The sequence below is a fragment of the Mucilaginibacter arboris genome (genome assembly GCF_009754915.1).
GTDB lineage: Bacteria > Bacteroidota > Bacteroidia > Sphingobacteriales > Sphingobacteriaceae > Mucilaginibacter_A > Mucilaginibacter_A arboris.
Genome location: NZ_WPIK01000007.1, coordinates 114870 through 141644, shown reverse-complemented (window position 1 = coordinate 141644; position 26775 = coordinate 114870). Strand labels below are relative to the sequence as shown.

Below are 26775 nucleotides of genomic sequence, written 5' to 3'. Positions count from 1 at the left end.
AATATCAGTAATTCAAAGAATGAAAGCAAATCACAACAAAGCAAAGAAGCTTATGAAAAATACAGAAGTTGGGTTAAATATCAGTAATTCAAAGAATGAAAGCAAATCACAACTCCGCATTCAAAACCCCTTTTCCGTCCATGGTTGGGTTAAATATCAGTAATTCAAAGAATGAAAGCAAATCACAACGATGATGCTCGCATTTCCGGTAACGCTATGGTTGGGTTAAATATCAGTAATTCAAAGAATGAAAGCAAATCACAACTTCTTTTTTAAATGGGCTTTGAAACAAGACGTTGGGTTAAATATCAGTAATTCAAAGAATGAAAGCAAATCACAACATGCCTTTCGCTTTTCGCGTAAATTCTAATGTTGGGTTAAATATCAGTAATTCAAAGAATGAAAGCAAATCACAACAAGCAATGGTTGTATCAGATCAAGCATAAAGTTGGGTTAAATATCAGTAATTCAAAGAATGAAAGCAAATCACAACGGTAATCAAAACAGCTCGCGACCAATCCAGTTGGGTTAAATATCAGTAATTCAAAGAATGAAAGCAAATCACAACACTTGATAAAGGGTAAATATTTTTGGATATGTTGGGTTAAATATCAGTAATTCAAAGAATGAAAGCAAATCACAACTTGATGAAGTTTTTACCAACACATGCAGACGTTGGGTTAAATATCAGTAATTCAAAGAATGAAAGCAAATCACAACAACTTGTGCTTTGGTTCTCGCGTGCAGCGTGTTGGGTTAAATATCAGTAATTCAAAGAATGAAAGCAAATCACAACTACGGCCAGCATATTTTTTATTTTGTGTATGTTGGGTTAAATATCAGTAATTCAAAGAATGAAAGCAAATCACAACAAGTTGCCTTTTACCTGGTGCTGATCAGTGTTGGGTTAAATATCAGTAATTCAAAGAATGAAAGCAAATCACAACGCGTATTGGAACGCGCTGTTTTGGTACATTGTTGGGTTAAATATCAGTAATTCAAAGAATGAAAGCAAATCACAACAGTAATTGCAAAGGGTTTGCCGGCCACAAAGTTGGGTTAAATATCAGTAATTCAAAGAATGAAAGCAAATCACAACATACTTAATATGATAAAGAGAATTAGCAGGGTTGGGTTAAATATCAGTAATTCAAAGAATGAAAGCAAATCACAACTATCCTACATATCAAATGACATAGGTACTTGTTGGGTTAAATATCAGTAATTCAAAGAATGAAAGCAAATCACAACAGTTGTTAACGGATGATTTTGAAAACCGCGGTTGGGTTAAATATCAGTAATTCAAAGAATGAAAGCAAATCACAACTCCGATTGGTTGAGGTACTCTTGCAATTTTGTTGGGTTAAATATCAGTAATTCAAAGAATGAAAGCAAATCACAACCAAGTTCTGCCGGAGGTATCAAAACAACCAGTTGGGTTAAATATCAGTAATTCAAAGAATGAAAGCAAATCACAACAATAACCTTAAACAACCTTACACATCATGGGTTGGGTTAAATATCAGTAATTCAAAGAATGAAAGCAAATCACAACACTATGATAATATACCTTCGATTTTATCACGTTGGGTTAAATATCAGTAATTCAAAGAATGAAAGCAAATCACAACACATTTAATAATGCAATTATGAACAGAAGTGTTGGGTTAAATATCAGTAATTCAAAGAATGAAAGCAAATCACAACATTATAGCGATTTATCAGATTCTGCTTTGGGTTGGGTTAAATATCAGTAATTCAAAGAATGAAAGCAAATCACAACTATTTCTCAGGAATTGCATGTAGTCTTCCAGTTGGGTTAAATATCAGTAATTCAAAGAATGAAAGCAAATCACAACTACAAAGTAAAATGAAGTATAATATGGAGCGTTGGGTTAAATATCAGTAATTCAAAGAATGAAAGCAAATCACAACTAGTGGAATAAACATTTGGAATTGAGGTTGGTTGGGTTAAATATCAGTAATTCAAAGAATGAAAGCAAATCACAACTCGGCGCTGATCTCGCCGGCTTTTTTATCTGTTGGGTTAAATATCAGTAATTCAAAGAATGAAAGCAAATCACAACCAAAGCCCTGGTTAAAAGTAACGAGGGTCAGTTGGGTTAAATATCAGTAATTCAAAGAATGAAAGCAAATCACAACTATTGTACCCCACTTAACAAGTTTGATACCGTTGGGTTAAATATCAGTAATTCAAAGAATGAAAGCAAATCACAACATGCTTACTGGGTTGATTCATCTTATTTAGTTGGGTTAAATATCAGTAATTCAAAGAATGAAAGCAAATCACAATTAGTTGGAGTATTATATAAAAAAACTACATGTTGGGTTAAATATCAGTAATTCAAAGAATGAAAGCAAATCACAACCCCAGTCTGTAAGCATTGGCAACTGTTCGTGTTGGGTTAAATATCAGTAATTCAAAGAATGAAAGCAAATCACAACCCAAACAAGACGGTACAAAACGTTATATCGTTGGGTTAAATATCAGTAATTCAAAGAATGAAAGCAAATCACAACCAGCACTATACAACATAGCAAAATTATGAGTTGGGTTAAATATCAGTAATTCAAAGAATGAAAGCAAATCACAACCAGCTTCTGAAATCAGGTTTGAAACTTCAAGTTGGGTTAAATATCAGTAATTCAAAGAATGAAAGCAAATCACAACCGTGAATGTGGTGGGTTGCCCATGTGAAAGTTGGGTTAAATATCAGTAATTCAAAGAATGAAAGCAAATCACAACCAAAAAACGTTGCTAAGTTTCCTTTGATTGGTTGGGTTAAATATCAGTAATTCAAAGAATGAAAGCAAATCACAACTACTGCTTTTTATTGCAGCGTCCGGCAGCAGTTGGGTTAAATATCAGTAATTCAAAGAATGAAAGCAAATCACAACGAATAAATGGCTTGCCATCGCCTGGCAATAGTTGGGTTAAATATCAGTAATTCAAAGAATGAAAGCAAATCACAACTTGCAAGCAGATGCCAGCCAATAAGCGGCAGTTGGGTTAAATATCAGTAATTCAAAGAATGAAAGCAAATCACAACGGAAGTCCTGCGGATGTGATTTCAAGTTTGGTTGGGTTAAATATCAGTAATTCAAAGAATGAAAGCAAATCACAACGCCACGCGGCGTGCTTATAAACAACGCATTGTTGGGTTAAATATCAGTAATTCAAAGAATGAAAGCAAATCACAACTACCCGTTATCTGGTATTCGTGTAAATCTTGTTGGGTTAAATATCAGTAATTCAAAGAATGAAAGCAAATCACAACCGTATCAAAATCGCCCGTACAGTAATCGTTGTTGGGTTAAATATCAGTAATTCAAAGAATGAAAGCAAATCACAACACAGAAGAATAATTAACCGGAACCAAAATAGTTGGGTTAAATATCAGTAATTCAAAGAATGAAAGCAAATCACAACGTCTGCTGTAGGTGTATAAACATCGTTTAGGTTGGGTTAAATATCAGTAATTCAAAGAATGAAAGCAAATCACAACCCGGTCTATTAAATCCATTTTGGCCCACTTGTTGGGTTAAATATCAGTAATTCAAAGAATGAAAGCAAATCACAACAATATCTACCGGGGCAAAACGCCTGGCAACGTTGGGTTAAATATCAGTAATTCAAAGAATGAAAGCAAATCACAACCAGCGACCGTTTTTTGCTTGTTCATTATATGTTGGGTTAAATATCAGTAATTCAAAGAATGAAAGCAAATCACAACGTAAACAACGGCATAAATGCAATAGAAGTGGTTGGGTTAAATATCAGTAATTCAAAGAATGAAAGCAAATCACAACATACCTTGCAATAAAGATTTAATTTCTAATGTTGGGTTAAATATCAGTAATTCAAAGAATGAAAGCAAATCACAACGCTTTGGTGTATGGAAATGAAAAAACACTTGTTGGGTTAAATATCAGTAATTCAAAGAATGAAAGCAAATCACAACACCTGCGCTGGTTGGTTTCGCAAGTGTGCAGTTGGGTTAAATATCAGTAATTCAAAGAATGAAAGCAAATCACAACATATAGGTTGCGATGGTAACGCGTACCCTAGTTGGGTTAAATATCAGTAATTCAAAGAATGAAAGCAAATCACAACTGTATAATTTGCGCACTAAAATCTTTTTGAGTTGGGTTAAATATCAGTAATTCAAAGAATGAAAGCAAATCACAACCAGGAACACTTGGTGATTTTGCTAATAAAGGTTGGGTTAAATATCAGTAATTCAAAGAATGAAAGCAAATCACAACGCTATTTGATTGGTTAACTATGTTGGCTGCGTTGGGTTAAATATCAGTAATTCAAAGAATGAAAGCAAATCACAACAAAATAAGTACCTATGTCATTTGTTATATAGTTGGGTTAAATATCAGTAATTCAAAGAATGAAAGCAAATCACAACTATGGCAATAATGAGGTTATTGCAGTTGGTGTTGGGTTAAATATCAGTAATTCAAAGAATGAAAGCAAATCACAACAAGCTATCGGATTCGATGTACCAATTGAACGTTGGGTTAAATATCAGTAATTCAAAGAATGAAAGCAAATCACAACCATCGGAAACATATTGCTGCGGATAATTAAGTTGGGTTAAATATCAGTAATTCAAAGAATGAAAGCAAATCACAACAATACCGCATGTTTACAGCCTTCATCAATTGTTGGGTTAAATATCAGTAATTCAAAGAATGAAAGCAAATCACAACGATTTAATCTTTTCTTCGGCAGCAATTTCTGTTGGGTTAAATATCAGTAATTCAAAGAATGAAAGCAAATCACAACCCTTGCGGTTCGTCGCTTATTACTTCATCGTTGGGTTAAATATCAGTAATTCAAAGAATGAAAGCAAATCACAACTACCATTGGTAACTAACAGGATTAGGGTAAGTTGGGTTAAATATCAGTAATTCAAAGAATGAAAGCAAATCACAACCCGATAAGTGTAAGGCTCGCTTTGAGTTGCGTTGGGTTAAATATCAGTAATTCAAAGAATGAAAGCAAATCACAACAATTTGCCATTTTTTTACGTCGTCCTTATTGTTGGGTTAAATATCAGTAATTCAAAGAATGAAAGCAAATCACAACATTTTAGTTCTTCCAGCGGTTTTACTTCGGGTTGGGTTAAATATCAGTAATTCAAAGAATGAAAGCAAATCACAACTATAATGGCCAGCATAGGATTTTAGCCTTTATTGGGTTAATATCAGTAATTCAAATAACCAAAGCAAATCACAATTACGTCCAAAGCCCAACCAAACCACCCGCTTTCCCCAAAAACGGGTCAAAATCAGGAACCGGCAAGGCCGCAATCCGTTCATCCGCTTTTGGCCTTTCGCCAGGTTGTCCTCTCATTACATCCCAGCTTCTTCCATCCGGGTACGCGCCAACCACACCAAAATCAGTACTGCTGCCTAAATTTTTATGGCCAACTCCAGCCGGGATTACGATAATATCTCCGGCTTCAACCTTAACTTTTTGTCCTCTTTCTCCGCCTAAATGCAGCAAGGCTGAGCCGTTGTAAATGCCTAAAACTTCGTGCGAGGTGCTGTGGTAATGATGAAACGGATAAACGCCGTTGCGCCAGGAATTGGTCCATTTATATTGGGCAAAATGTTGTTCCAGCCAGCTTGCCCCAGCCGGACCGGTTGCTGTAAAAGCTTTTTGATAATGCAGCAGCGGATATTGGCTGTTAGGGATAATGCCATCATCTTTAAAAAAATGAGTTTCAGGTTTAACTATATTTTCTGCCATTGTTTTTATATTGAATAGCGTAAAAGACGATAAACCGAGCAATGATAAAAACCGGGTCCTGTTCATGCTTCTTTTATTTAGGTTTTTTGTTATTCGAGGATGGCTGCAACTTATCCGTCCTATTATACTTCCTTGTGCTTTCCATCTGATGATATAAATATTAAAAAACAATATGGTTTTACCATGCAGGTGAAGAAATTAAACTGTCCATGCTTCTTTTACAGGCAAATAATTTAAAAAAATGGATACTAAAAGAAGCATCCTTATTTCAAATGTTACAAATCAACCTTAATTTTCTACTTTAGAAAAATCAGAAGCAACTATTTAAATACTTTTGATAGCATCAACTACCAAACCCTTAAAAAATGGATTACATAAAGTTGTTTAAAAGCTTCTTTTTTATGGCTTTTGTCCTGCTTATTACTTTGCCGGCAGAGGCACAAAAAATTGCTGTTTTAATGGTTAACCTTGATGGTAAAACTGAAAATATTGCTGTGCCTGTAAGTGTTGACCTGGATAAAATAACCACCATTCCTGATTCTGCGATTAACTTGTTTGAAATAGCTGGTAACAAACGAAACGTTATCCCTTTTCAAATAGAAAATAAAGGCCGGCGCTTTTTATTTTTTTTAGTAAAAGCAAACGCTAATCCCGGAAAACATCGCTATGAACTGGTAAAAGCCCGCACGCCCGAAGTAAAAGAAGCTATCCAAATAGTAAAAGACAGCGGTTATGTAACCATTACAGCAAATCATAAAAACCTGTTACGATATAATTACAAAACCGTTTATCCTCCGGCAGGTGTAGATACTGTTTTTAAAAGAAGTGGCTTTATCCATCCGCTATGGTCTCCTAAAGGACAAAGGTTAACCCGGATAGGTGCGCCCGACCATTACCACCATTTTGGTTTGTGGGACCCCTGGACACATACTTATTTTGAAGGTGATACAGTAGATTTCTGAAACCTGAAAGAAAAGCAGGGAACTGTGCGCTTTGCAAATTTCACCTCGTTAACCAGTGGTGCTGTTTATGCTGATTTTCAGGTTTTGCAGCAACATATTGCGTTTAAAAAGCAAGGCCCGGAAAAAGAAAAAGTAGCTTTAAACGAATTGCAGTCTGTACGCATTTATCAGCCTGCAACTACTGCGGATTATTATATTGCCGATATTACCATACAGTTGAATTGTTTAGAGAGTGCAGTTAAGCTTTTAGCTTATCGCTATGGCGGCCTCGGATGGCGTGCCACCGAAAAATGGGATGGTAAAAACAGTATGATGCTAACTTCTGAAGGGAAAACACGGGATGAAGCAGATGGCAGCAAAGCGCGCTGGGTAATTGTACAAGGCCAGATCGACCAGGAATATGCAGGTGCAGTGATGATGTCATTCCCCACCAACTACAATTTCCCGGAACCTTTAAGAGTATGGAAATCTGATATGAATGGCCGTGGTGATGTTTACGCTAATTTTTCTCCAACCAAAGATAAAGACTGGCTACTAACCCCGGGAAATGATTATGTGCTGAAATACCGGTTTGTGGTATTTAACGGCCATTTTAACCAGGCAAAAGCAGAAGCAGCATGGCATTACTTTGCTTATCCGCCTAACGTAACTGTTGAAATTATAAATCCGGCTAAAATAAAACAGCATTAAAAACAAAACGAAAACTTCACTTCTACCCTAAAAACCCCAAGCAGTTGTTTAATTTTTACGCTTCCTCCTTAAAATACAGCTTGTAAAAGTTCATGCCTTTATCATCATCAAAACCTTTTTCTACCAGTTCTTTACGGCCGTGAATATAAACATGAAAATTCTTATCCAGCTTTAAAATGCTTTTGTAAACGCGCGATTGCTTTTTAACGGCCGCATCAGAAATAGCAAAAGAATCATCGACCGGCGTTTCAAATTCTTCTTCAAAGCTCTTTTTATAATCTAAAAATGAAGCGATGCCTTGTTCGTTGCCAATGACTTCCTTGGAAAATTCTTCCAGGTCAAACTGTTCTTTTTCTTTAAAGTAATTGATGGATTTATTCAGCAGATCGATTTTATCTGCTTTAGAAACTTCAAATTCTGAGTCCAGTTTATTCGTTACAAAACTTTTGTAAACGCCCAAAACCTGCTGCGTCTGGTTGTAATTATCATTGCGGATTTTCAGTTTCAGGAAATCATCTTTCCAGTAAACCGCTTCGGTGTTGCGGTTGGTTTGATCGATTACGGCAACCTGGTAACCTTGCTCCTTTTCGGTATTGAAGATCAAACAGCCTTTATCCAATTTGCTGATATTAATGGCTTCCTGCTCATAACTCAGGCCAAAACCGCTTTGCTCAGGGTAAACTTTTAAATAGGTTTCTTTTGTTTCCGATTTAAAAATGCCAATGGCATCCAGCAGTTCGCCGTCCAATTGTAAATCTTTAAACAAAGCCACATACAATTCACCAGATTTGATTTTGGGGTGATTGGAAACATCGTATAAATATTTAGCCAACTGCTCGCTGTTTTGGTGGAAGTTTTCAGGCTGCTCAAAAATAGCAGATACAAAATGATAAACTTCGTTCAGGTTTAAATCCCCGCTGGAATGATGCAGGCGATAGCGTTCGTTCACCTTTTCATACGGACTTAAAAAGTACTGCATCAATAGTTTGTTCAGCGTTTCGTCCAACTTCGGAACGGGCGCTTCCGATAAAACATAAAATTCATCCTGCAATTTATTGCCCACGCGGTGGATGGAAAGTTGGGCAAGGGAAGCTTCAAAAAAAGAGATCATAAAAACAGCATTAGCTGCTGCGAAATTAGGGGTTTGGGTTTGGTTGTTGAGGTAAGATTGCAGGGTTTTGTATAAATGCTGCTTTTAAGGGATAAAAATCAATATGTTTTGAAAGAAATTTCTATGCAATTTTTATTTCCCCTTCTCTAACTTTTCGCATAAAATCTTTCTGCTGCTCTAAAGTCATACCTTCCATCCTTGCTGCTAACTTTTCTTTGATTGCCCTAAAAAATGCAACTGTATCAAATGTTTTTTCTGTTTTAGTCTTCATATTTTAAAAATTCTAAAGGAGTTCTGATATCAATTAAAGGATAGCCTAATTTTAAATTAATCGAATTAAACTGTTTAATCTTATCAAAATTAACAATATGTTTAAAGTTCCAGCTTACCAAACAATCTAATCTGTTTACAGATGCAATTGCAATATGATAAGCATCATTTGTACTTGCTTTACCTAAAGCCTTATCAAAAATGTAAGTTTCAGCAAGTATTTTTGCATCAGAATTAAGATCAACATAATGATAACATTCTACAGGACTAAAATTTTTCACATTTTGAATATGTTGAGGCGCAAGGCTTAGCTCCGTTTCATTAACTTCCGAAAAATAAACATCAAAATCTTTGTTGTAAATCCTGTCGAATAAACGCTTTGTTGAATCCTCAAATTCTTCACCATAATATCCACCAATAACAGAAGTATCTATGTAAATTCTTGGCCGCATTAAACAGAAATTGGATAACCAAATTAATCAATTATATTTTCTTTACAAATTAATATTATAATTTAAAATACATGTTGTGTAAAACCTTTTCACATCTATTTTATCGTTGTGATAAGTTATCTTGTAAATACTTTTCATTCCCAATACTGCAATTTTATTTACTCTAACTTTGAGGTTGTTTAAACTTTTAGGCTCCTTTTCAATTTGAACAATCCTTCGATATGTTCAGGATTCGATATGCTCAAGATCGGCGCCCATGCTTCTTTTACCGGGTAAAAATTGGTGTTTACATCTAATCAATCCAAAAAATGATGGTTACATTTTTAGGTGATAAAAGAAGCATCAACCCAAAAAAGAAGGCCAAAAAAAATGTTCAAACAACTTCTTTTTCAAATTATACAAATTATAACAACAGCCGCTGCCAACTATTTTTTCCCGGTAGCTGCCCACAAAATCCCCGCATATAAATGGTCCAGAAAAGCAGGTTCGCTAAAGTTGGTTGGCAAATGGCCTAAAGCGGTGTAAAAAGCCCTGCCGCCATCATAATTGTGGTACCAGGCAAGCGGATGTAATTTTCCCATTCCTTCGCCTTTTCCCCGCGCGCCCCAGTCGGCTTTTGGGTTATAAGTAGATTCATCTACGCCCAAAATATAATTTAAGCCCGAAACTTTTTCAGGGCCAAATTCATACCATTCCTCCGTCCATAGTTTACCGTCAGCAAAACCTTGCAAACCTGGGAACTTGGGGTCGAGCACTTTCATTTTAGCCGTTTGCACCGTTGGATGAATATGGAACATCCGGCCAACCAGCTTGGTGTACCATTCCCAATCGTACTCTGTATCGGATGCACTGTGAATGCCTACAAATCCTTTACCGGATTCGATAAAGCGTTCCATTACTTTTTGCTGGTTGGCATCAAAAATATCTCCTGTGGTATTTAAAAAAATCACGGCCTGAAACTGCTCCAGGTATTTATCGGTAAATCCGTTAGGGTCTTCCCACAAAACCACATCAAAATAATTGTGCACACCTAATTGTTGCAGGGCCAATACGCCTGCATGTATAGATTCGTGGTGCCAGCCCCTGGTGGTGGTTACCAATAATACTTTAAACTGCTTTTGCGCTGTTGCTGTAAAAGCAAAAGTTAATTGCAGCATAAAAACAGCAAGAAAAAGTTTGAAAGGTTTCATGAGGTTAATTGAATTTAAGAATAGTGAAATTAATGAAATTTAACAGCAAGATTTTCGCTTAATTTAATTTTTGAGTTTTTCAGGATGGATTACCTGCATCCTATTTTTATCCCAAAATAGTACCGGTAAAAGAAGCATTGGCTTGCAACTTCTTCAGATAATACTGGTCATATTGCATGCAGCCAAAGGCACAAATTATATTCTTGCTGCACAATAAAAAATTTTTCATGCTGATTGTTGTTTTAAGCTTCTCATCCTTTTTTAAATAATATTTTTGGCCGACTATACCAAACAGACCATAAAAATCATAAAAACATAATTATATTTGCTGCAGTTAAAACATTTTTATGAAAACTTTAGGCCTTCTTGTTGGATTTATTGGTATCCTGATCCTTGCTTGTACGGTAATTTTAACACCTGCCCATTCTTTTAACCCTGCTGATTCCAACAATGGAGTTTCGGCCAATGCAGCGATATTTTTTGGCGGCCTGATTGTTTTTGGCGCCGGTGTGGTGATGTATGCAAACTCCATAGAAAAAAAAGCGCAGGGGAAAAAGTAAAAATTTGCCTGATGGTGCAGGAAGTTTAATGTGGCCCATGATTTTTAGGTGGTAAAAGAAGCATTGGCTTACAACTTCTTCAGATAATCCAGGTCATATTGCATGGCAGCCAACGGTTCCAGCGTATATTCTTCCTGCTCTACAAAGTAATTTTTCATGCCGGCTTGTTTGGCTTGTGCCAATAAAGCTTTCAAATCAATATCGCCTTTACCAAATTCGGTGCTGTGTTTTAACGTTTTGCTCATATCTTTTAAATGCCACAGCGGGAAACGGCCCGGATATTTATTAAAGTAAGCAGTTGCATCATTACCAGAAAGGATCATCCAGCCCAGATCCGCTTCAAAAATTACTTTTTTAGGGTCTGTTTCCGTTAACAAAACATCGTACAAAACCTGCCCGTTCTCTTTTTCAAACTCGTATTCGTGGTTGTGGTAACCAAAGATTAAGTTGGATTTCTGGGCAATTTCAGCAGATTGGTTAAAAATATCTGCGCAATGCTTGTAATTGCTAACGGTTTGTCCGTTAGAAGGCATGGTAGAACAAATGAGGTAAGTTTGACCGGCTTCGGCAGCTTCATCTACTGTTTTTTGCCAGTTTTTTGGGTCGATGTGTACGTGTCCGCTCAATAACCTCATCCCTAAATCCGAAGCAATTTTTTTAAATTCTTTGGGCTGCAAACCGTAGTAACTGCCTTTTTCGCTTCCGGCAGATTCGAGGTTTTTATAGCCGATGGCAGCCAGTTTTTTCAACGTTCCGGTTGCATCGGCCAGCATATCTTTTCGTACAGAATATAATTGGATGCCTGCATTTTTTACCGGCATGGCAGCAGCAGGAAAAGAATATAAGGCGGCACCGGCAGTAAGCATAGCGGTTGATCTGATAAAGTTTCTTCGTGTTTGCAGTTTCATAGTTGGTTTGAATTGGTACTGCAAGATGCTATTTTTATGCCGATAAAAACAGCATCAGAATATTATTTTGTTCCTCCTTTCCAATTAGAATAAGGATTTGTGGCGAGATTAGAATTGTAATATCTTGGATCATAAGTTACTTCTTCCAGTAAAAAACCGGGGTTTTCAAACAGGTCGCTTTCGCTTTTCAGTTCAATTTCTGCCACAATCAAACCTTCGTTTTCTCCGCCAAACACATCCACTTCCCAAACTTTTCCGCCCAGCGGTATGCGGTAACGGGTTTTGGAAGTCCCGGTCAGCTTAAAGTTTTCCAATAACTCTTTTCCATCCCGAAGCGGGATTTCATACTCGTATTCTTTCCGCGTGAAACCTTCTGTTGCCCCTTTTACGGTGATAAAAGCCTGATCGCCTGCAATCCTGATGCGTACAGTTTTTTCTTTTTCGTTTACCAGATAGCCTTGCCGGTAAGCTTTGCCTTCGGGCTTGTTAAATTGTTCCCACTTTTCTGGATCAACCAAAAACTTTCTTTCTATCTCTAAACCCATGTTTATTGCTTTTTTAAATACGCAGTTGTTTAAACTTTTTTCTGGCTTTCCTTTTTGGGTTGATGCTTCTTTTATCGCCTAAAAATGTTAATCATTTTTTAGATTGATTAAATGTAAACACCAATTTTTACCTGGTAAAAGAAGCATGAGTGCCGAGCCTGAGCATATCGAAGGATTGTTCAAATTCAAAAGCAGCCGAAAGTTTAAACAATTATTAGATTATTGCGGCTGATTTTTAACCGGTATTTCTTTGCCGGCACTAACCTTTTCCCTAAAATTATTCCCTTGTTCGGTAATCGTTTTTTCTAAACCGGCATTGCTGGCCTTGATGTTGTTAATTGCGTTATCGCCTGCTTTTCCGGTGCCGTCTAAAACTTCAATCGCTACATTATGGTCGTGCCAGTTGCCAATAATTTCCTGCAACTGATCGAGGTAAGACTGCTTTACCGCCACTTTATTTTTCAATGCTTTAGCTGCCACTTTCTGGTTGTAGGTTAACAGCTTGATGTTTTTCCGGGCATTATGCAGCTCATCGTTAAAAGCAGGGTTTGCAAAAAAACTTTCGATTTGGGTAATTTTATCCTTATAAAAATGACGAATGGTACGGTTTTGTAAAGGCTGGATATTATTTTGCAGCGCTATATGCGCTTTTTTGAGCTGCTTTAAATACTTGCTGCCTTTCTTTTTAAACTCTCCGGTACCTTTATCCAGTATTTGCTGCTGATGATCATTAAATTCCTGGTTGTTAAGCTGATGTTCTTTTGCCAATTTGAGGTTGATGTAAGCGCTGCGGATATCTCCTGCTTTTCTGAAAATCTTTTTAACCGGTTTAAAATGCGTTAAAAGATCTTTGCTATCCGGGGCGAACGCATATAGCGTTAACAGGGCTTTTAACTTTTTTACATTCACCCTGAACTGATGTAAATCTTCCTGGTTTCCGGAAGCTAAAAAAGCTTTTAAAGGCTTTTTCATATTTTTCCAAAGCTTATCCAACTGGTTGATCTCTTCCTTTTTTTTCATCGTCTCATCATCTCCTTTAAAATACAACAAATTAACCTATACTTTAAACAGAATCTATCGGTAAATGATTTTTAAAAAATGAATAATGCAGGGTTAAATATCTGGTAATACTTCTTTTACCACTTAAATTTCGGCATTTATATTTTTGCAGATACTCTTTTTACCGGCATAAAAAAAGCATCTGCCCAAACTTTTAATACGGCCGGTTTTGTCCGGGCAGTTAACATAATTCATTTGGCCTCTAAAGCTACGTTTGCCCTAATATTGTAATCTTAGCGGATTGTCAAATTACTAAATCAAATCATTTCGCGAAATTTGTGCCGATGATAAATGAAAGCACTTCAACACCAATCCAAACAGAAGATACTATTGTTGCCTTAGCTACCGCAAACGGTGCGGGCGCTATTGCCGTTATCCGGCTTTCCGGTCCGCAGGCTATCCAAATTGTCCATACTGTTTTTAAGGGCAAAAACCTGTTGAAACAAGCTTCGCACACGCTTCATTTTGGTTTTATTGCAGATGGCGAAGTGGTTCTGGATGAAGTAGTGGTTTCGCTTTTTATCGCCCCAAAATCTTATACCAAAGAGAACGTGGTGGAAATAAGTTGTCACGGCTCGCCTTATATCATTCAATCCATTATTAAATTATTGATGGTAAAAGGGGCACGCGCAGCCAAACCGGGCGAATTTACCTTACGTGCTTTTTTAAACGGACAATTGGATTTATCGCAAGCCGAAGCCGTTGCCGATTTGATTGCTTCCGATTCTAAAGCTTCGCACCAAATTGCCATGCAGCAACTGCGCGGCGGCTTTAGCAACCAGTTGCAGGTTTTGCGCGACCAGTTAATTCATTTTGCTTCGCTGATTGAACTCGAACTGGATTTTGGTGAAGAAGATGTAGAGTTTGCCAACCGCGATCAGTTAAAAAGCCTCATCCTGGAAATCAACAAAGTCATTTTTGAGCTGGTCCGTTCTTTTGAACTTGGAAACGTAATTAAACAAGGCGTAAACACCGTTATCGCCGGAAGGCCAAATGCCGGAAAATCAACCTTATTAAATGCTTTGCTGAATGAAGACCGCGCCATTATCAGCCCAATTCCCGGAACCACACGTGATACGATTGAAGAAATTTTAAACATTAACGGCGTTAATTTTAGGTTGATTGATACAGCAGGTATCCGCGAAGCAACTGATGCAATTGAGGCGATTGGTGTGCAAAAAACGATGGATAAAATTAGCACGTCTGCTTTATTGGTTTATGTTTTTGATGTGAACGAATTATCCGAAGCAGAACTCAAAAGCGATATCGAAAGTTTACAACGGCCAGGAATTCCAACCCTTGCCATTGCTAATAAAATAGATTTGCCTGTTAAAAGAAGCATTACGTTTGGTTCTTCGGAAGCAATAAAATACTTAGAAATTTCTGCCAAAGAAAAACAACACATCGATGAATTGAAACAACTGATTTATGACACTGCCATTCAAGGCCGTTTAACCGGCGAAGAAACGGTTATTACCAATATCCGCCATTTGGAAGCCCTGCAAAGAACCCAGGAATCTTTAGAACGTGTTTTATACGGCATGGAAAACCCGGTAACTTCTGATTTTTTAGCGATGGACATTAAACAGGCTTTGTATTATCTGGGCGAGATTACCGGTACGGTTACGACGGACGATTTGCTGGAGAATATTTTTAGCCGGTTTTGTATCGGAAAGTAACTTAGCATATAATAAAATAATGAGCCGATTAAATAATTAATCGGCTCATTATTTTATTATATTTGAGCCAATTAATAAATGCAATCGGCTCATGTTGTATAACTGGCAAATTCAAGGCTGGCCAAATTTTACTTATAATTTAAAAGAAATCCAACATTTGGTTGTTCGTTTTGCGCATGAAACAGGCGAGGTGAATGGCATTGTACAAGCGCTACCAGATAATTTGCAGCAAGAAACATTATTGCAGCTCATGCTTGCTGAAGCAGTTAAAACTTCAGAAATAGAAGGCGAGTTTGTAAGCAGGGAGGATGTAATATCATCTATCAGAAATAACCTGGGATTGAATGAAACACTTGTTCCTGTTAAAGATCTGCAAGCAGCCGGAGTAGCTCAGCTAATGGTAGAAGTCAGAAAATCTTTTCAGGAACCATTAAGTACAGCAATGCTAAAACAATGGCACAAATTTTTGATGACAGGCTCAAGCCATATAAAAGCCGGGGAATGGCGGAAAGGGACAGCAACTATGCAAGTGGTTTCCGGTGCTTATAGTAGCGAAACGGTTCACTTTGAAGCGCCTCCTTCCTCAAAAGTGCCCAGTCAAATGGAAAAATTTTTGACTTGGTTTAATCTTGCTGCTTCTGAAACAGAAGGAGATGTTGCCCAGGCGCTATTAAAATCTGCTGTTGCCCATTTGTATTTTGAATCCATTCATCCTTTTAAAGATGGTAATGGCCGGATTGGCCGCGCAATAGCAGAAAAAGCTTTGTCGCAATCCTTAAAAAGGCCTGTTATGCTTAGCCTTTCTAAAACCATAGAGAAAAACAAAAAAGCGTATTACGAAGAACTGAAAAAAGCCCAGTGTACCTTAGAGATTACCGACTGGATAAAATATTTTGCTACGGTTACGCTGGAAGCACAAGTGGATGCCAAATTAATGGTTCAATTCTCTTTAAAAAAAGCCCGGTATTTTGAGCAATATAAAAATCAATTGAACGACCGGCAGCTAAAAGCGGTTAATAAAATGCTTGATAAAGGAGCAGAAGGATTTGAAGGCGGAATGACTGCAAAAAAATATATGGCAATAACTGGTGCTTCTAAAGCTACAGCAACGCGCGATTTGCAGTACTTGTATGAAATTGGCGCTTTGGTTGTGGAAGGAGCAGGAAGATCGGTTAGGTATGGGTTGGGTTTTTAGGTAAATTGGTTCACTTATTACAATTGGTAATTATTTTAATCGGACATTGCCTATTGTTAACAAGCTGATCATGCGATATAATACAAAATAGATATCAAAACCGTCTCATAAAATTCTGTTATATTATTAACTTCGATCTCTATAAATTATGGGACGATCAACAGTACATTACGCAGATAATAAAACTAATAACGCTTTAAAAAAGCTGCATAATAAACTTCGTCCGGCAGGAACACCAGCACAACGGGTAGAATATATAATCGAATTACTTCTTCTAAAAATTTTTGAAACTAAAATAAAGCAGGACGATGAGTTTAAGCCACTTCGAAAGCTTTTCTCTAAAGATAATATTTGGAAAAACCCAAAAACAGGAGTAGAAGAAACAAATGAAAACCGTTTATTTTCTTATTTACCAACCGTTTCTAACGAACAAATTTTATCTGAACTTAACGATAACTTCTTTCCATTTTATTCAAGCATTCAGCACATTGCGAGACAAGTATTTGAAGGAAATTTACCACAAAAAGTACAAGACCAATTAGTTTTAATCGAGGAAGTTTTCAATAATTCAAACTTTACCAATAACGTAAATACCGGAAATCTTGGCGAAGTAATAAGCATTGTAGCAAACGATATTGAAGAATTACGTTTATTAAAAACAGATTTGCTGGGCGATGTACCTATTGATTTCATTGCAGAACATAAAGAAATTTATGTGATAAAAGAAGTATTGAAAAGTGGTGCAAAATATCCAATGGTTAAGTTGAAAGACTATTTGATATTGAATGAACATAAAGTTAAACCTTCCCAAAATTCTGATGTAAATTATGAAGTTCTTGGAGTAAGCAACGAGGTTGGAATTTTCTTAAATGAAAAACTGCAAGCAGAAGAAACGAACCAAAGCTATTTTGTAGTAGCTAAAAATGAGTTTTGCTGCAACCCTTACAGAATAAATGTAGGTAGCATTGGTTTAAATACGAATGATTACGACAATCAAATCATAAGCGGTGCATATATTGTTTTCGCTTGTAAAGAAGATGAACTTAATCCAAAATATTTGGATGCGCTTTTTAAAAGTAAAGGCTTTTTAGGTTATGTAAATGATAAAGCTAATGGCGGTGTAAGAATAAACTTTAAGTTTGAAGATATGAAATCTTGGGAAATTCCTTTGCCTTCTATTAATGAACAAAAAGCTATTGTTGCACAAATCGAAAAGCAAAAAGCGATAATTGAAGGAGCTGAAAAAGTATTAAAAAATTGGGGGATCGATGAAACGGTTTTTACAAATTTACCTTTTTCAGAACTTGACAAACACTTATTATTTGTTTCAAGCTGTGCAACTCCTCTTGGTGGCTCAAATGTTTATATTGATGCTAACGGTGTTTTAGATTTTTCTGATGCTGTATTAATTTCTAAAGAAGTTCATGCAAAAATGAAAAGAACACAAGTCAAAAAAAGCGACGTGTTTTTAAATATCACTGGTGCTTCAACTGGAAGAAGTGCTGTAATGTATGAAGATTTAGAGGCAAATGTTAACCAACACGTTGCTATTTTAAGAACAAATAAAACATTATTACCAGAGTATTTATCCTCTGTTTTGGATACTCCTAATTTACAAAGTCAGATTGATAAGCTTCAAATAGGTTCATCAAGACAAGGACTAAATTTTGATCAAATAAGAAAACTCAAAATTCCGATTACTGATATTGATTCCCAACGTCAAATTATTTTAGAGCTAAATTCTCAACTGCAAATATTAAATGGGATTAGCAAAATGAAAGTCGATGCAGAAAAGAAAATTAATAAAATATTAGCAGATGTTTGGGGCATTGAAACGGTAGAACCTGTAGCAATGGAGGCAGAAGAAGTTGGATAATAAAATAGAAAGCACTGGCCTGCAATTAGGAAATGAGCTAAAACAGCTTATTGCGCAAAGCCGGCAAAATGTGGCAGTAACTGTAAATGCCGAAATTACTTTGTTGTATTGGCATGTGGGCAAACGTATCAATGATGAAATATTAGGCAATGAAAGGGCAGAATACGGCAAACAGATTGTACGATCATTGGCACAGCAATTAACCGAAGATTATGGAAGAGGCTGGGGAGAGAAACAATTGAGGCAATGTATGCAGTTTGCAACTGTTTTCCCTGACGAGCAAATTGTATACGCACTGCGTATAGAATTTAGCTGGACTCATTTGAGAATGCTTATTTATATGGATAATCCCATAAAACGGAATTTTTATATCGAGATGTGCCGTATGGAAAAGTGGAGTACAAGAACTCTTGAAAACCGAATTAATTCTATGCTTTTTGAAAGGACTGCGATAAGCAAAAGACCGGAAGAAACAATAATAAATGATATTGAGGCATTAAAAAACGAAGCAAAACTAAGCCCGGATTTGGTATTTAAAGACCCTTACTTTTTAGATTTCTTAGGTTTAAAAAACAATTTTTCCGAAAAAGATTTAGAATCGGCAGTCCTGGCCGAATTACAGGAATTTATTGTTGAGTTAGGTAGTGATTTTGCTTTTATGGCAAGGCAAAAACGCATTACTATTGACAATGAAGATTACTATATTGATTTGCTTTTTTACCATCGAAGGTTAAAATGCTTAGTAGCAATAGAATTAAAAATCGGCAAGTTTACCGCAGCAGATAAAGGCCAGGTAGAACTGTATTTACGCTGGTTAGAAAAATACGAAAAAGTAGCAGGTGAAAATCCACCAATTGGCTTAATACTTTGCACACATAAAAATGAAGAGCATGTAGAGTTGATGCAATTGGAAAAAAGCAACATCCGAGTTGCGGATTATCTTACAGAATTGCCCGAAAAGAAATTATTAGAAACCAAACTTCATCAGTCTATCGAAAGGGCAAAAAATAGGTTAATCCAAAATGCTGATCAGAATAATGGCTAAAAAAATTAACGAAGCAACTTCTACTGATTTACCCATTATTCAACGTTTAGTAAGTGAATATGGCTGGAAAGTTGGCGACACTTTGTTGTATCAACAGATTTATGATATCCCCGAAAACTTAAAACAGGATTATCCTACCTTAAAAAATATACGGCCGGATATTGTATTGCAAGATTTGAACGGTGAAGTATTGGCGGTGATAGAAAAAACTATCTATCATACATACACACCCACAACTTTATAGACGAACAGATTATTATTCTAAAAGATAAAAGATGTTTTTGCATCTAACCTGGCATCAAAACAAATGATAGATGGGCAGGGAATATTTGAAAATCCTATTTATGAAAGGTTGATAGGGACAAAGGAGTCTATAAACCAGAAGTTTGATGGGAAATTTGATTCTGTGTTAAGTAATTTGATAAATGCATTTTCTACAAATAGAATTTATAGCTAATGATTAACCATCCACCCGAACTCCGAACCGTTAACGTAACCCGTTATGTTACGCCTTTGCGGGAAGGCGGTTCGCTCCCGGCAATTGCAGAAGCAGACGACGGCTTTTTATATGTATTGAAATTCCGTGGCGCCGGTCAGGGTGTAAAAGCTTTAATTGCCGAATTAATTGGCGGAGAAATAGCGCGCCTATTAGGTTTTAAAGTACCGGAATTGGTTTTTGCTAACCTGGATGAAGCTTTTGGCCGCACCGAACCCGACGAGGAAATACAGGATTTGCTTAAATTCAGCGTTGGGCTTAACCTGGCACTTCACTATCTTTCCGGCGCTATTACGTTTGATCCGCTGGTTACTACTGTCGATCCAAAATTAGCTTCACAAATTGTTTGGCTGGATTGTTTGCTAACCAATATGGATAGGACGGCGCGCAACACCAACATGCTCATTTGGCACCGGGACTTATGGCTGATTGATCACGGTGCATCACTCTACTTTCATCATTCCTGGCAAAATTGGGAAGAGCAGGCGTTGAGGCCGTTTGTATTGATAAAAGACCATGTTTTACTGCCGCAGGCAAGTGAATTGGAAGCAGTTGATGCGCAATTTCGGGCAATACTGACTCCTGAACGTATTCAGTCTGTCGTTGATTTAATTCCTGACGAATGGTTAACCGTAAACACAGAAGAACTGGCCGCGGAACGCAGACAGGTTTATGCCCGTTTTTTAGAACTGAGAGTAGCCAATTCGGCAATTTTTGTAAAAGAAGCACAGCATGCAAGATCACTTATTTGAGTATGCCGTAATTCGCGTTGTGCCAAGGGTGGAACGGGAAGAATTTCTAAATGTAGGCGTGATTTTGTACTGCGCAAAGCAAAAGTTTTTGCAATGCCAGGTTACTTTAAACGAAGAGCGCATTCGTGCTTTTGCTGCGGATCTGGATCTGGAGGAATTGAAAGAACATCTTTATTCCTTCGAAAAAATTTGTCTGGGCGGCAAGCAGGGCGGGCCGATTGGTTTGCTGGATGCGGCTTCGCGTTTTCGCTGGTTAACCGCAATGCGAAGTACGGTGGTACAGTCTTCCAGGGTCCATCCGGGTTTATGTGCAAATCCACAGGAAATGCTTGTCCGCCTGCATGAGCAATTAGTTCTTTAGCTATAATTCCGATGCTGTTTTTACCGGCCTTTTTTCTGGATGAAGCTGCTACCTTTGTGCGTGGATTATTTTAAAAACCTGCTGGAGTTACTGCGGATTGAGCGGGAAGAAGACCGGAAGACTTATCAGCAATTAACAGAAACCTTATCTGCAGCAGAGCGAAGGGCAAACGGCATTACCTGGTATCCGGTTGCGATCAAAGGATCAGAATTAAGCCGGGGAGATTATGTAACGGTAGAAGTAGAACGCACAACGCATCAGGATTTGGTGCATCAGTTTCGTTTTGGTGCTTCCGCAGCTTTATTTTCCAATCATGACCCTAAAAATGACCGCGTTGCCGGTACCGTTGCTTATCAGGGAGGAAACCGGCTCAAAATTACTTTACGTACGGATGAATTACAAGACTGGACACGGCAAGGCAGGTTAGGGATCGATTTATTGTTTGATGACAACAGTTACGATGAAATGCAGAATGCCATTAAACTGGCATCAGCATTAAGCGAAAAACCGGCAGAAGGAAATTTAATTCAAGTTTTAACCGGAGAAAAAGCACCTGTTTTTAACACTGAAACTGCTTCGGTTAATTTGCCTTCCTTAAATTTTTCGCAGCAGCAAGCGGTTCATAAAATACTTTCCGCAGAAAATCTGGCTATTGTTCATGGTCCGCCGGGAACTGGCAAAACCACAACTTTGGTACAGGCTATTAAAGCTTTGATCGCACAAGAGCAGCAAATATTGGTGGTAGCACCAAGCAATACGGCAGTTGACCTGCTTAGCGAAAAATTAGCAGATGAAGGCTTAAATGTACTTCGTGTTGGTAATCCTGCGCGTGTTTCGGAAAAGTTGACGGCGTTGACAACCGACAGCAAAATGGCGGAACATGGCCTGATGAAAGAGGTTAAAAAACTGAAAAAGCAGGCCAGCGAATATAAAAACATGGCGCACCAATACAAGCGTAATTTTGGCAAAGCCGAACGTGACCAGCGCAAAGCACTTTTTCAGGAAGCCCACCAGATTATGAAAGAAGTTGATAAAACAGAGCAATATATTTTAGATGATCTGGTGAGCAAAGCGCAAGTAATTACCGCCACTTTAGTTGGCGCCAATCATTATACCGTCCGTAATCTTAAATTTAATACGGTTGTAATTGACGAAGCCGGACAAGCGTTGGAACCTACCTGCTGGATACCCATTTTAAAAGTCAGAAAAGTGGTTTTAGCCGGAGATCATTGTCAGCTGCCTCCGACAGTTAAATCAAGCGAGGCAGCCCGGAAAGGTTTAAGTACAACTTTATTAGAGAAATGCGTTGCTTTGCATCCGGAAGCGGTTATATTACTCGAAGAACAGTACCGGATGAATGAAGCCATCATGGCTTATCCTTCAACAGTATTTTATCAGGATAAATTAAAAGCAAATGTTTCGGTAGCACACCGGTTATTATTTTCGGAAGATACACCGCTCAATTTTATAGATACTGCTGGTTGTGGTTTTGATGAAAAACTGGAAGGAACAAGCACCACCAATCCGGAAGAAGCTGCATTTTTATTTAAACATTTAACACAATTAGTTGCGGAACTGGAAACGTATTATTCCGCAGAGAACTTTCCTTCTATTGCGATTATTTCCCCTTATAAAGCCCAGGTTGAGTTGCTGAAAGAAAAATTCAAAGATTCGCCTGAACTACAAAAGTATGAAAGCCGGATTTCTGTAAATACCATTGACAGTTTTCAGGGACAGGAACGCGACATGGTTTACATCAGCCTGACGAGAAGCAATACTACAGGAGAAATTGGTTTTTTGGCAGACATACGAAGAATGAATGTAGCCATGACACGCGCCCGGAAAAAGTTAGTGGTAATTGGTGATAGCGCAACGTTAACCAAGCTTACTTTTTATGCAGATTTTATTACTTATGCCGAGCAGCGAAATGCTTATCAAAGTGCCTGGGAGTTTGTTTAAATTTTGATGCTGTTTTTACCGGTATAAATATTACAATTATAAAATATATCCTATTGCCCCCGGCACTGTAATTACATACAATTTTGAAAGGCAAAAGGGATCAGTTATATAAATTAAAGATTAAATTATTTTTCTCATCTAATTTAAATGACTTCAAATAAATTTATATCTGATCATAATTATTGTTTATGTCAATAGCATCAATTATTTCAAAAGCATCGTCTTTCTAACGTAAACCTACGCTAAGATTTACCCGGTAAAAGAAGCATGAACTAATTGCTAATTGGAAAATTTTAAACAAGTACATCTTTAACTTAGCGCCTGCTTCAAATCTTCCAGCAAATCTTCCACATCCTCTACGCCAACGCTTAACCGCAGCAAATTATCCGTTACGCCAACTTTATCACGATCAGCCTTTGGAATGGAAGCATGGGTCATGGTTACGGGATGGTTGACCAAAGATTCTACGCCGCCTAAAGATTCTGCCAAAGTAAAAACCTTAAAAGAAGAAGCTACACGAAAAGTTTCTTCCAGCGATGCGTCTTTCAGGGTGAAAGAAATCATGCCGCCAAAATCGCGCATTTGCTTTTTAGCAATTTCATGGTTGGGATGATCGGGAAAACCCGGCCAGTAAACTTTGTCAGCCTTTGGATGGCCTTTGAGGAAAGCAGCAATTTGTCTTCCGTTTTCACAATGCGCTTTCATCCGCAGGTGCAAGGTTTTAATTCCGCGCAAAACCAAAAAACTATCTTGTGGGCCAGGCGTTGCACCGGTTGCGTTGTAAATGAAAAACAAATCTTTATACAGTTTTTCATCATTCATAATCAACGCGCCCATTACAACATCAGAATGCCCGCCCAAATATTTAGTAACAGAATGCATTACAATATCGGCACCTAAATCCAAAGGTGTTTGCAGGTACGGCGATGCAAACGTATTATCAACCGCTAAAAGAAGCTTATTTTCTTTTGCTATTTTAGCTACTGCTGATAGATCAACAATCTGCATCGTTGGATTGGTTGGCGTTTCTACCCAGATCAACCTGGTGTTTTCGTTGATGTATTGTCTGATATTTTCAGGGTCAGAAAAATCAATAAAATGAAATTTGATACCAAAAGGAGCATACAATTTAGTAAACATGCGATAAGAACCACCGTAAAGGTCATTTCCGGTTATCACTTCATCTCCCGGCCGGAGCATTTTCATTACCGCATCCGTTGCGCCCATTCCGCTCGAAAAAGCCAACCCAAATTTGCCGTTTTCCAGCGCAGCCAAACAATCTTCTAAGGCTTTACGGGTTGGGTTTGTACCGCGCGAATACTCGTAACCTTTGTTATCTCCTGGCGATTTTTGCCAGTAAGTGGAAGTCTGGTAAATAGGTGTCATTACGGCACCAGTTGTTGGATCAGGCCCCTGGCCTGCATGTATGGCTTTTGTTCCGAATTTCATGTTTCAGTTTTAAGTTGTCTGTTGCGGGTTGTCAGTTCAGGTTGTAAGTTCAGTGTCAACTTTATACCTATAAAAGAAGCATAAACAGACAACTGGCAACTCACCACTAACAACCAATTAATATGCCCGTGCAAATAACACTCTTTGGGTTGATGGTTTTCCGGTAAGGATGCATTTGCCTTCTTCCTGCGGATTATTTAAAGGAATGCAACGGATAGTTGCTTTAGTTTCTTCTTTGATGCGCTGTTCGGTTTCGCTGGTACCATCCCAATGGGCAGACAGGAAACCCGGTTTTTCGTCTAATAAACGTTTAAACTCATCGTAAGTATCAACAGGTGTAATGTTTTCATCACGGAATTTTAAAGCTTTCTGATAAATGTTCTGCTGGATTTCTTCCAGTAAACTTTCAATACGTTCTGCTAAACCTTCCTGCGGAACCGTTTCTTTGGTTTTGGTATCCCGGCGGGCTAATTCTACCGTTCCGTTCTTCATATCACGGCTACCGATAGCCACCCGTAAAGGAACGCCTTTCAATTCGTATTCGGCAAATTTAAAACCCGGGCGTTGGGTGTCCCGGTCATCAAATTTTATGCTGATATTTTTTGCACGTAAATCTTTGGTTAACCCTTTTACAAAAGCGGTTATGTTCTGCAATTCTTCATCGTGCTTGTAAATCGGAACAGCAACAACCTGTACCGGTGCTAATTTAGGCGGAATGACCAGGCCGGAATCATCAGAATGTGCCATAATCAATGCGCCCATTAACCGGGTAGAAACGCCCCAGGAAGTTGCCCAAACATAATCCAGTTTGCCTTCTTTACTGGTAAATTTCACATCGAAAGCTTTGGCAAAGTTTTGCCCCAGGAAGTGGGAAGTTCCTGCTTGTAAAGCTTTTCCGTCCTGCATCAATGCCTCAATACAATAAGTATCCAAAGCACCTGCAAAACGTTCGTTAGCTGTTTTTTTTCCTTTCACAACTGGTAATGCCAGCCAGTTTTCTGCAAAATCGGCATAAACATCCAGCATTTGTTCTGTTTCTGCAATAGCTTCTTCTGCAGTTGCATGTGCCGTGTGGCCTTCCTGCCATAAAAATTCTGTAGTGCGTAAAAATAGGCGCGTGCGCATTTCCCAGCGTACTACGTTTGCCCATTGATTGATTAATAAAGGCAGGTCCCGGTATGATTGGATCCAACCGCGGTAAGTATTCCAGATGATTGTTTCTGATGTTGGACGTACAATTAATTCTTCTTCCAATTTTGCTTCTTCATCTACAACAATATTGCCCTCTGCATCGTTTTTAAGACGATAGTGTGTTACAACAGCGCATTCTTTGGCAAAGCCTTCTACATGGCTGGCTTCTTTAGAAAAAAATGATTTTGGAATGAATAAAGGGAAATAAGCATTACTATGGCCGGTATCTTTAAACATCTTATCCAGGGCTGCCTGCATCTTTTCCCAGATGGAATAACCGTAAGGTTTGATCACCATGCAACCTCGTACAGCAGAATGTTCAGCTAAATCAGATTTTATTACTAATTCATTAAACCATTGCGAATAATCTTCGTCTTTACTAATAATACTAATACTCATAAAATGGAATGAATTTTGACTGAAATAATTTGTTTTGATTTTACATCCAAATCTATAAATTTATAGTAAAATAAACTTTTACAATTAATTACACTAACACAATGAAAACGAAGATCTTAAAAGGTATTGTCATAATGAGTGCGGTAGTATTGGGAGCTTGTACAACTACCAAATATGCTGCACAGCAAAAAGATTACAACGACGATGTGTATTTTTCTAAAGCAAAAGCAGGTGACCAGGTAGAATATGCCAACAGTAACCGTTATAACAACAATGATGGGTATTACGATAACTACGCTTCCCGTATCAACCGTTTTAACTATTACTCGCCGTTTGCTTATGATAGCTATTTATATTCTCCTTATAGCTACTATGGAGCTGCTGGTTTAGGTTTAGGTTTAGGGCTGGGCTATGGGTTAGGCTCATTATATTCCCCATACTCTTTTTACTCTCCTTATTCCATTTATTCACCTTATTCTATTTATGGAACAGGATTATACGGTTATGGTGGCTATGGTGGTTTATATTCTGCTTATGGTACAACCATAAGCACTTATGGAGGAAGGCCATACAGAGGTAATGGTAATCCAAACGCTACTTATCGCGGATCATTGACCAATGGCATTACAACAAGAAGTTCTGTAACTAATGCTGGCGCAAGAACTTATAATGGTAGTGGATATAGTCAGCGTCCTGCTACCCAGAATATTCCTCAAAATTCTTTGCCAACTTATTCTGCACCCTCTTCTATAGGTGGCGGCGGTGGTTTTAGCGGTGGCGGTGGCGGTCGTGTTAGCAGTTCACGTCCTGGAAGAGGATAAAAAAATACACCTTTCTC

Annotated in this window: 21 protein-coding genes, 1 pseudogene and 1 CRISPR repeat array (1 of these 23 cut by a window edge); of the genes and pseudogenes, 11 read left to right on the top strand and 11 right to left on the bottom strand. The window is 37.8% G+C overall.

Annotated elements, in window-relative coordinates; translation table 11 throughout:
• Window positions 1-5273: a CRISPR direct-repeat array (repeat unit 46 nt; unit sequence GTTGGGTTAAATATCAGTAATTCAAAGAATGAAAGCAAATCACAAC) (it extends 3952 nt beyond the left edge of the window).
• Between the two features lie 289 nt (window positions 5274-5562).
• Window positions 5563-5745 (bottom strand): hypothetical protein, encoded by a 183-nt coding sequence (locus GO621_RS19465; RefSeq protein ID WP_449406764.1) that lies wholly within the window; start codon window positions 5743-5745, stop codon window positions 5563-5565.
• Window positions 5746-6153: 408 nt separating this feature from the next.
• On the opposite strand from GO621_RS19465, the pseudogene GO621_RS19035 reads away from it, so the two are divergent.
• Window positions 6154-7440: pseudogene (locus GO621_RS19035) on the top strand (DUF6807 domain-containing protein).
• Window positions 7441-7495: 55 nt separating this feature from the next.
• On the opposite strand, the gene GO621_RS09390 reads toward GO621_RS19035, so the two are convergent.
• The 5 genes from GO621_RS09390 to GO621_RS19210 form a co-directional block, all read right to left on the bottom strand.
• On the bottom strand, window positions 7496-8551 hold the full coding sequence (locus tag GO621_RS09390; RefSeq protein WP_157566346.1) for a nucleoid-associated protein: 1056 nt from the start codon (window positions 8549-8551) through the stop codon (window positions 7496-7498).
• Window positions 8552-8672: 121 nt separating this feature from the next.
• Complete coding sequence (locus GO621_RS18795) at window positions 8673-8822, bottom strand: hypothetical protein (RefSeq protein ID WP_198170195.1); 150 nt, start codon at window positions 8820-8822, stop codon at window positions 8673-8675.
• Window positions 8812-9273, bottom strand: coding sequence for a PIN domain-containing protein (locus GO621_RS09385; protein ID WP_157566344.1), 462 nt, complete (start codon window positions 9271-9273; stop codon window positions 8812-8814). The genes GO621_RS18795 and GO621_RS09385 overlap by 11 nt, the downstream gene beginning before the upstream one ends.
• 425 nt (window positions 9274-9698) lie before the next feature.
• Window positions 9699-10463 carry a ThuA domain-containing protein gene (locus GO621_RS09380; RefSeq protein ID WP_157566342.1) on the bottom strand — a complete coding sequence of 255 codons (765 nt, stop codon included), beginning with the start codon at window positions 10461-10463 and terminating at the stop codon, window positions 9699-9701.
• A gap of 106 nt (window positions 10464-10569) precedes the next feature.
• Window positions 10570-10692, bottom strand: coding sequence for a hypothetical protein (locus GO621_RS19210; RefSeq protein ID WP_262884988.1), 123 nt, complete (start codon window positions 10690-10692; stop codon window positions 10570-10572).
• 118 nt (window positions 10693-10810) lie between these two features.
• On the opposite strand from GO621_RS19210, the gene GO621_RS09375 reads away from it, so the two are divergent.
• Complete coding sequence (locus GO621_RS09375) at window positions 10811-11023, top strand: hypothetical protein (RefSeq protein WP_157566340.1); 213 nt, start codon at window positions 10811-10813, stop codon at window positions 11021-11023.
• A 68-nt stretch (window positions 11024-11091) separates the two neighbouring features.
• Here GO621_RS09375 and GO621_RS09370 read toward each other — a convergent pair whose 3' ends face one another.
• The 3 genes from GO621_RS09370 to GO621_RS09360 form a co-directional block, all read right to left on the bottom strand.
• A complete protein-coding gene (locus tag GO621_RS09370) occupies window positions 11092-11931 on the bottom strand; it encodes a sugar phosphate isomerase/epimerase family protein (RefSeq protein ID WP_198170194.1) in 840 nt (279 codons plus the stop codon).
• Window positions 11932-11993: 62 nt separating this feature from the next.
• Entirely contained in the window at window positions 11994-12476 is a 483-nt protein-coding gene (locus tag GO621_RS09365; protein WP_157566338.1) for a CYTH domain-containing protein, read from the bottom strand.
• Between the two features lie 219 nt (window positions 12477-12695).
• Window positions 12696-13496 (bottom strand): CHAD domain-containing protein, encoded by an 801-nt coding sequence (locus GO621_RS09360; protein ID WP_157566336.1) that lies wholly within the window; start codon window positions 13494-13496, stop codon window positions 12696-12698.
• A 323-nt stretch (window positions 13497-13819) separates the two neighbouring features.
• Here GO621_RS09360 and mnmE point away from each other — a divergent pair, with 323 nt between their 5' ends.
• From mnmE to GO621_RS09320, 8 genes are all read left to right on the top strand, one after another.
• Window positions 13820-15214, top strand: a complete 1395-nt coding sequence (gene mnmE, locus GO621_RS09355) for a tRNA uridine-5-carboxymethylaminomethyl(34) synthesis GTPase MnmE (RefSeq protein ID WP_157566333.1) — start codon at window positions 13820-13822, stop codon at window positions 15212-15214.
• A gap of 91 nt (window positions 15215-15305) precedes the next feature.
• Window positions 15306-16409, top strand: a complete 1104-nt coding sequence (locus GO621_RS09350) for a Fic family protein (RefSeq protein ID WP_157566331.1) — start codon at window positions 15306-15308, stop codon at window positions 16407-16409.
• 148 nt (window positions 16410-16557) lie between these two features.
• Window positions 16558-18285 carry a restriction endonuclease subunit S gene (locus GO621_RS09345; RefSeq protein WP_157566330.1) on the top strand — a complete coding sequence of 576 codons (1728 nt, stop codon included), beginning with the start codon at window positions 16558-16560 and terminating at the stop codon, window positions 18283-18285.
• Window positions 18278-19330 carry a PDDEXK nuclease domain-containing protein gene (locus tag GO621_RS09340; protein WP_157566328.1) on the top strand — a complete coding sequence of 351 codons (1053 nt, stop codon included), beginning with the start codon at window positions 18278-18280 and terminating at the stop codon, window positions 19328-19330. The genes GO621_RS09345 and GO621_RS09340 overlap by 8 nt, the downstream gene beginning before the upstream one ends.
• Complete coding sequence (locus GO621_RS09335; protein ID WP_157566326.1) at window positions 19323-19574, top strand: hypothetical protein; 252 nt, start codon at window positions 19323-19325, stop codon at window positions 19572-19574. Before GO621_RS09340 ends, GO621_RS09335 begins: the two co-directional genes overlap by 8 nt.
• A gap of 212 nt (window positions 19575-19786) precedes the next feature.
• Window positions 19787-20578, top strand: coding sequence for a HipA family kinase (locus GO621_RS09330; RefSeq protein ID WP_157566324.1), 792 nt, complete (start codon window positions 19787-19789; stop codon window positions 20576-20578).
• Window positions 20559-20939, top strand: a complete 381-nt coding sequence (locus GO621_RS09325) for a DUF3037 domain-containing protein (RefSeq protein ID WP_157566322.1) — start codon at window positions 20559-20561, stop codon at window positions 20937-20939. The genes GO621_RS09330 and GO621_RS09325 overlap by 20 nt, the downstream gene beginning before the upstream one ends.
• Window positions 20940-20978: 39 nt before the next feature.
• A complete protein-coding gene (locus GO621_RS09320; RefSeq protein WP_157566320.1) occupies window positions 20979-22898 on the top strand; it encodes an AAA domain-containing protein in 1920 nt (639 codons plus the stop codon).
• A gap of 309 nt (window positions 22899-23207) precedes the next feature.
• Here the strand turns inward: GO621_RS09320 and GO621_RS09315 are convergent, their stop codons facing one another.
• Together GO621_RS09315 and proS are read right to left on the bottom strand one after the other, a co-directional pair.
• Complete coding sequence (locus GO621_RS09315; protein WP_157566318.1) at window positions 23208-24347, bottom strand: cystathionine gamma-synthase; 1140 nt, start codon at window positions 24345-24347, stop codon at window positions 23208-23210.
• A gap of 117 nt (window positions 24348-24464) precedes the next feature.
• Window positions 24465-25937, bottom strand: a complete 1473-nt coding sequence (gene proS, locus GO621_RS09310) for a proline--tRNA ligase (RefSeq protein ID WP_157566316.1) — start codon at window positions 25935-25937, stop codon at window positions 24465-24467.
• A gap of 101 nt (window positions 25938-26038) precedes the next feature.
• On the opposite strand from proS, the gene GO621_RS09305 reads away from it, so the two are divergent.
• Window positions 26039-26758: a hypothetical protein gene (locus GO621_RS09305; RefSeq protein ID WP_157566315.1), complete on the top strand. Its 720-nt coding sequence runs from the start codon at window positions 26039-26041 to the stop codon at window positions 26756-26758.
• Window positions 26759-26775 lie beyond the last annotated feature (17 nt).

Excerpts from the sequence above, each read along its gene's own strand:
- GO621_RS09365 (WP_157566338.1), bottom strand. The coding sequence starts at position 12,476 with ATGGGTTTAGAGATAGAAAGAAAGTTTTTGGTTGATCCAGAAAAGTGG.
- GO621_RS09350 (WP_157566331.1), top strand. The coding sequence starts at position 15,306 with ATGTTGTATAACTGGCAAATTCAAGGCTGGCCAAATTTTACTTATAAT.
- GO621_RS18795 (WP_198170195.1), bottom strand. The coding sequence starts at position 8,822 with ATGAAGACTAAAACAGAAAAAACATTTGATACAGTTGCATTTTTTAGG.
- proS (WP_157566316.1), bottom strand. The coding sequence starts at position 25,937 with ATGAGTATTAGTATTATTAGTAAAGACGAAGATTATTCGCAATGGTTT.
- GO621_RS09360 (WP_157566336.1), bottom strand. The coding sequence starts at position 13,496 with ATGAAAAAAAAGGAAGAGATCAACCAGTTGGATAAGCTTTGGAAAAAT.
- GO621_RS19465 (WP_449406764.1), bottom strand. The coding sequence starts at position 5,745 with ATGATGGCATTATCCCTAACAGCCAATATCCGCTGCTGCATTATCAAA.
- GO621_RS19210 (WP_262884988.1), bottom strand. The coding sequence starts at position 10,692 with ATGAAAAATTTTTTATTGTGCAGCAAGAATATAATTTGTGCCTTTGGC.
- GO621_RS09375 (WP_157566340.1), top strand. The coding sequence starts at position 10,811 with ATGAAAACTTTAGGCCTTCTTGTTGGATTTATTGGTATCCTGATCCTT.
- GO621_RS09380 (WP_157566342.1), bottom strand. The coding sequence starts at position 10,463 with ATGAAACCTTTCAAACTTTTTCTTGCTGTTTTTATGCTGCAATTAACT.
- GO621_RS09370 (WP_198170194.1), bottom strand. The coding sequence starts at position 11,931 with ATGAAACTGCAAACACGAAGAAACTTTATCAGATCAACCGCTATGCTT.
- GO621_RS09345 (WP_157566330.1), top strand. The coding sequence starts at position 16,558 with ATGGGACGATCAACAGTACATTACGCAGATAATAAAACTAATAACGCT.
- GO621_RS09385 (WP_157566344.1), bottom strand. The coding sequence starts at position 9,273 with ATGCGGCCAAGAATTTACATAGATACTTCTGTTATTGGTGGATATTAT.
- GO621_RS09335 (WP_157566326.1), top strand. The coding sequence starts at position 19,323 with ATGGCTAAAAAAATTAACGAAGCAACTTCTACTGATTTACCCATTATT.
- GO621_RS09330 (WP_157566324.1), top strand. The coding sequence starts at position 19,787 with ATGATTAACCATCCACCCGAACTCCGAACCGTTAACGTAACCCGTTAT.
- GO621_RS09320 (WP_157566320.1), top strand. The coding sequence starts at position 20,979 with ATGAAGCTGCTACCTTTGTGCGTGGATTATTTTAAAAACCTGCTGGAG.
- mnmE (WP_157566333.1), top strand. The coding sequence starts at position 13,820 with ATGATAAATGAAAGCACTTCAACACCAATCCAAACAGAAGATACTATT.
- GO621_RS09315 (WP_157566318.1), bottom strand. The coding sequence starts at position 24,347 with ATGAAATTCGGAACAAAAGCCATACATGCAGGCCAGGGGCCTGATCCA.
- GO621_RS09325 (WP_157566322.1), top strand. The coding sequence starts at position 20,559 with ATGCAAGATCACTTATTTGAGTATGCCGTAATTCGCGTTGTGCCAAGG.
- GO621_RS09390 (WP_157566346.1), bottom strand. The coding sequence starts at position 8,551 with ATGATCTCTTTTTTTGAAGCTTCCCTTGCCCAACTTTCCATCCACCGC.
- GO621_RS09305 (WP_157566315.1), top strand. The coding sequence starts at position 26,039 with ATGAAAACGAAGATCTTAAAAGGTATTGTCATAATGAGTGCGGTAGTA.